The organism is Mesobacillus sp., from assembly GCF_049588175.1.
Lineage (GTDB): Bacteria > Bacillota > Bacilli > Bacillales > Cytobacillaceae > Mesobacillus.
This window is the reverse complement of record NZ_JBAVFI010000386.1, coordinates 1-5,312: the sequence shown is the minus strand read 5'-3', so window position 1 is coordinate 5,312 and position 5,312 is coordinate 1. Positions and strand designations below refer to the sequence as shown.

7 protein-coding genes are annotated in these 5,312 nt (G+C 39.2%); 1 reads left to right on the top strand and 6 read right to left on the bottom strand.

All coding sequences use genetic code 11. The annotated features are described in order from the left end of the window. The 3 genes from WB217_RS09640 to WB217_RS09630 form a co-directional block, all read right to left on the bottom strand. A partial coding sequence (locus WB217_RS09640; protein ID WP_423992886.1) for a GNAT family N-acetyltransferase occupies positions 1–418 on the bottom strand: 418 nt, incomplete at its 3' end. A 167-nt stretch (positions 419–585) separates the two neighbouring features. Then, positions 586–1,530, bottom strand: a complete 945-nt coding sequence (locus tag WB217_RS09635) for an ABC transporter permease (RefSeq protein ID WP_423992883.1) — start codon at positions 1,528–1,530, stop codon at positions 586–588. Further along, complete coding sequence (locus WB217_RS09630) at positions 1,527–2,468, bottom strand: ABC transporter ATP-binding protein (protein ID WP_423992881.1); 942 nt, start codon at positions 2,466–2,468, stop codon at positions 1,527–1,529. Before WB217_RS09630 ends, WB217_RS09635 begins: the two co-directional genes overlap by 4 nt. Positions 2,469–2,738: 270 nt before the next feature. On the opposite strand from WB217_RS09630, the gene WB217_RS09625 reads away from it, so the two are divergent. Beyond that, positions 2,739–2,891, top strand: a complete 153-nt coding sequence (locus WB217_RS09625) for a YpzG family protein (RefSeq protein WP_207502782.1) — start codon at positions 2,739–2,741, stop codon at positions 2,889–2,891. Between the two features lie 52 nt (positions 2,892–2,943). Here the strand turns inward: WB217_RS09625 and WB217_RS09620 are convergent, their stop codons facing one another. The 3 genes from WB217_RS09620 to WB217_RS09610 form a co-directional block, all read right to left on the bottom strand. Continuing rightward, the gene (locus WB217_RS09620) at positions 2,944–3,774 is read right to left on the bottom strand and encodes an undecaprenyl-diphosphate phosphatase (RefSeq protein WP_423992879.1); all 831 of its coding nucleotides are present in this window, start codon (positions 3,772–3,774) and stop codon (positions 2,944–2,946) included. 104 nt (positions 3,775–3,878) lie between these two features. After that, complete coding sequence (locus WB217_RS09615; RefSeq protein WP_423992877.1) at positions 3,879–4,355, bottom strand: GtrA family protein; 477 nt, start codon at positions 4,353–4,355, stop codon at positions 3,879–3,881. Continuing rightward, positions 4,309–5,312: glycosyltransferase family 2 protein (locus tag WB217_RS09610; RefSeq protein ID WP_423992875.1), on the bottom strand; the 1,004-nt coding region annotated here is incomplete at its 5' end. The genes WB217_RS09610 and WB217_RS09615, both read right to left, overlap by 47 nt.

The window sequence follows — 5,312 nt, the reverse complement described above, 5'->3', positions numbered from 1 at the left end:
TCTCAACTCTCCGTGCTTTGAGTTCACGTACTGCAAAGTCGGTAATTCCCTGTACTGCTTCTGTCATATATCCCTGCCCGCTGTAGCGGCTGTCAATCCAATACCCAATTTCAAACTTCGGTATATCCCAATTTATTCGATGTAAGCCCGAAGAAGCAATAAATTCACCTGTATCCTTTTTAAAAACAAGCAAGCGCAAATCTGTTCTATTCAAAAAGTTTATGTATGCCTGGCGGATATTGATTTCAGTTTCCTCAATCGTTTGTTCCTTTTGCGCAAAAGGCATCCAAGGCTTTAACTCGGGCAATGAAGTATTAATTGACTCACATGTCACAGCCCCATCTCCATGCAATGGCATCCTGATCAACAACCTGTCCGTTTCAAATTCGTTCGGAAAATCCAATAAAAGCGGGTTCATATATCCCCGTCCCCTTTCTCTTAAAAAGTCGGCTGTGTTAAAATGTTGATTTTCGGCACCTGACGCCCCGCAGAAAGCGTGTATCTGGAACGGAAAACAACAGTTTTTTTAACTTAGCCAAAAAATAAAGAGAGCGACAAATGCCGCTCTCTTAAAAACATTCTCCCTTAAATACTGATATCCCTTTTTTGGAAAAAGAAAAATGTTATGATCATAAAGATTGCATAGTATAACGCAAGGATCGATAGTGAAACAGGAAGTGTGATGTCCTCAAGGATTCTATCCTGAAGAGCATACACGGTTAAATCCAAATGCGGGAAGATTAAAAATTTCGCCCATACATACTTATCCGCAAGCATCAAAATGATTCCGCCCAAGGTTGATGAAAAGAACAGGACGAAGATGCCAATGCCAACCGCCAGTGCCTGGCTCTTGAATAAAGTTGAAAGCATAAAAGCGATGGTCATGATGACCAGCAAGCTTGGCAAATAATAAAGCATCTTCAAAAAGAACTGTGTGCCAACGATTGCTTCCTTTCTGCCCTCTAATGTCACTTCAAAAATCTTCATGTTAAAATCACCGCTGCCAAATAGGATCAAACCGATTATGTACCCTGACACAACGAGTGTTGCTACCAATAGCAATGCGTAGATGATGACAGCGATATATTTTGAGAGTAAAATGCTCCATCTTCTGTGAGGCCTGATCAGCAGCTGTTTGATGGTTCCATCAGAGAATTCAGCAGCGACATTGGCACTGCCTACAATGACGACGAACAGCGTAACAAGTGAGCTGACACCGATCACAACCTCATTCATGAAGTGCCAATTTGTTTTGGCTGTTGGATCAATATCTTTGTCCAGATATTCTTGATTCTGGTCAATTTGTGTCTGAATGAAAGGTTTTTCTTCCTCAGGTGCTGATGGCAGCTGATTCTCCAGCATATGGATTTCTGCCTGGATATCCTCGCGCCAGTTAGGGTTTGGTTCGCCACTGAATTTCATATAAATAATACCGGCAATTAAAACAGCCAATACAATGATGATCATATAGATCCAGCTCGCCATTTTACCGAAAATCTTCATCAATTCATTTTGGATTAATGCTATCATACCATCTGCTCCTTTTTATCCTTATTGGTGATTTCCAAGAAGCGGTCTTCCAAAGTTGCTTTCACATTTAGAATTTCATAAACATCAATATCATTCATGACCAACAGCTTGTTAATTTCAGGAATAGCTTCTTTCTCAACGGAAAGTGTTAAGCGCTGATCTTTTATTGAGGAAATTTTAACAGTCGGCATTTTTTCCTTTAAGAGTTTCGATGCCATGTTTACGTTAGAAACTTCAATCTCAACAGCACGTAAAGCTTTATCTTCTGATGCTTCATTTTCGTTCATCGTCGAAATGTGAATGAGCTTACCATGTTCGATAATCGCAAAACGATCACACATCAGCTGCATCTCTGATAACAGGTGAGAAGAAACTAATACAGATGTCCCCTGGCTAGCCAATAATCGCAGATAATCCCTGAATTCCCTGATTCCCTGTGGATCAAGTCCATTCGTAGGTTCATCAAGAATCAAAATCGAAGGTTTATGTAGTATGGCCTGTGCTACACCTAATCTTTGGCGCATTCCGAGTGAATAGGTACGGACTTTATCATGAATCGCGTGCTGCAAACCCACTAGCTCAGTTACTTCCTCGATTCTTTCTTCAGTGATATCAGTTAGTGCCATCCGCGCATAATGTCGTAAATTTTTGTATCCACTAAGGTATTTGTAAAACTCGGGATTTTCTACGATAGCACCAAGCTCATTCATTGCTAAAGTAAAAGAATCGTCCAGGTTATGTTCATTTACCATTACTGTACCGCTCGTTCGATTGATCAAACTGACAATCATGCGGATAATTGTCGTTTTACCTGCACCATTCGGACCCAAAAGACCAAATATTTCCCCGCGTTCCACTTCGAAACTTACGTCATTAACGATGGTTTTTTTGCCGATTGTCTTTGTTAAAGATTTTACCTCAAGGGCAAATTGCGACATAGATTCTCCTCTTTTCTATTTAAAAGTAAACAAAATGGATGTATTGATTATTCACATAAGTTAATACGATGAAAATTGTAAAAAGTTACAAAAAAAGCAAAAAAGTTTTCTTTTTTTATTATGAATGAGTTAATCACTATATATAATTAAACAATAAAAGCTTTTTGTTATCAGCCGTTAGTGTATATTGCCGTCCAATAATACAAACGCTATATGTGATGTTCTTTGGAATATCATGCGTTTCAAAAAATCCACTCCTGAGGTGATTGTATGAGTTACAAAGATCATTTGGATCCGCACTCAGAACTTTTCCACCACACTTGGACAAGGCGCAAGCGTTTAAATTCGCAGGTTAATGGCCAGACGCAGGTATCAAAAAATACCATTCTTGCGCGAGGCAATGCGAAAGCACACCGCTGGTAAAGGATGCTTCGAAACGTAAAAAAGGAAAAGGCTTTTGGCCTTTTCCTTTTATTTATTGCAAAAATATAAAGTAAATCAATCCAGCCAAAATGATTCGATAAATCGCAAATGGAACCAATTTGATTTTGTCAATCAATTTCAAAAAGAATTTGATGAAAACCAGAGCGAAGACAAATGCACTAATAAAACCTACGATGAAAAATGGCAAAGCGTCTACCGAGAAATACTGCCAGTTTTTCAAGAGTGATATGCCGCTTGCTCCTAACATAATTGGAACAGCCATGATGAACGTGAAGTCAGATGCAGCCCTGTGGCTCATGCTGAGCAGGACTCCGCCTGCAATCGTGGAACCTGATCGAGAGAATCCTGGCCATAAGCCTAAACATTGGAAAAGTCCTACACCAAAGGCTTGTTTATACGTGATTTGGTCAACATCTTCTGTTTTTAGGTTTTTAGGCTGAAGACGGTCTGCAATAATCAACAGGATGGCTCCAATAACCAGGCCTATGATTACTGTCTCGACAGAAAACAAATGTTCATCGATATAATCTTCGAATAACACTCCGGTAACGCCTGCTGGAATTAATCCAACAATCACTTTTGACAGACTTAATCTGCCAGTCGAATCTCCGAAAGATTCTTTTTTGTTTAAGCCCAATAAATTTAAGAATCTGTTTTTAAATACAATTACCACAGCTAAAATGGAACCTAGCTGGATCACGACTTTAAAAGTATTTGCCACTTGCTCTGTAAATAATTCCTTCGAGTGAAGCAGCAGGTCATCTACGATAATCATATGCCCTGTAGATGATACCGGGGCAAATTCAGTTAACCCTTCTACTAAACCGAGTATAAATGCTACGAATAATTCCCAAAAATTCATGAATCAATAGCTCCTCTGTTTTAAAGATTGCAATGTGCCTCATTCCTTTTTATCCTTTTTTGCATTTTTAGTCAACTAAAAAAGCAGCTATAAGAGGCTGCCTTTTAAAAACACTTCTGAAAAACGAACAGTTTTTGACCAAAATAATTGGTGATTGTATATATACCTGCACCGATAATAATAGCCAGATTGTCAGAAGAGATAAATTCTTGCCTGCCTTCGATTAGGCCTGAGAAGGATCTGCTGACTGAGAAGGATAAAAGGTAGCAAATTAGGATCACTGCTGTGAATCTTACAGCCCCCTCTTTAATTGGAATTTTGCTATTAAAGGTAAATACCCTGTTCAACAGGAAGCTTACTGCTGCTCCAGAAGTGTTACCTGTAAGGGTTGCAATCCAATAAGGCCACTTCAATCCATTTTTTAATAAAAACATTAAGCCAAGGCCAATGAAGGTATTCAATACACCGACCAGGAGGAATTTTAGGAAAGTTGGATTTATGATAAGTGAGCGTATGAGCCAATTTACCAGCTTATTAGTTATTTTCAGACAGCTTCCGAGCTTCAGTGCCAAGTGGCTCATAGACCATTCCTTCCGAATTCATCAGCTTCCTTGATACAGGAAGATTGAATAAATCGATATCGACAATATACTTTGGCCTCCGCTTTGTTTCTTTGTAGATTTTTCCTATGTATTCTCCTACCAGTCCAAGCGCAATAAGCTGCAGGCCGCCAATCAGCCAGATGGATGTGATTAAAGAGGTCCATCCAAGCTGAGTATTACCAAAAAATTTCAAAGCAAGAAAATAAGCACCGAATGCCATGCTGACAAAAAATGAAATACATCCAACTAGCAGAACAAATCTGATTGGTGTAACGGAAAACGAAGTGATGCCATCGAACGCGAAAGCAAACATCTTTTTTAAAGGATATTTTGTCTCTCCAGCTGAGCGTTTCTTCCTTTCATAAAAAACCGAAGTTGAGCTGAATCCAATCAACGGGACAATCCCGCGCAAAAACATGTTCGCTTCAGCAAAATTTTCTAGCTCGTCTACAGCGCGCCTGCTCATTAAGCGAAAATCTGCATGGTTAAAAACTAGCTGTACGCCAAGTTTTCCCATTACCTTATAGAATCCCTCTGCTGTGGACCTTTTAAAAAATGAATCGCTGTCTCGCTTGCTTCGAACACCATAAACGACTTCATAACCCTCTTTATACTTACAAATCATTTCTTTTATAGCGATTACGTCATCCTGCAGGTCTGCATCTATTGTAATAAGGCAATCTGAAGCCTCTTTTGCTGTAAAAAGACCTGCAAGCAATGCGTTTTGGTGCCCAACATTTCTGGATAGCTTCAAGCCTTTTACATATTCACCTTTGAGACTTTCTTTATAAATCATATCCCAGGTATGATCTTTACTCCCATCATCAACAAAAAGGATCATACTTTTTTCTGAAACCTTCGAGTTGGAAATCATTTCATACATGATTGTTCTTAACTGTTCAAACGTCTCTTGTAGTACTTCTTCCTCGTTGTAAC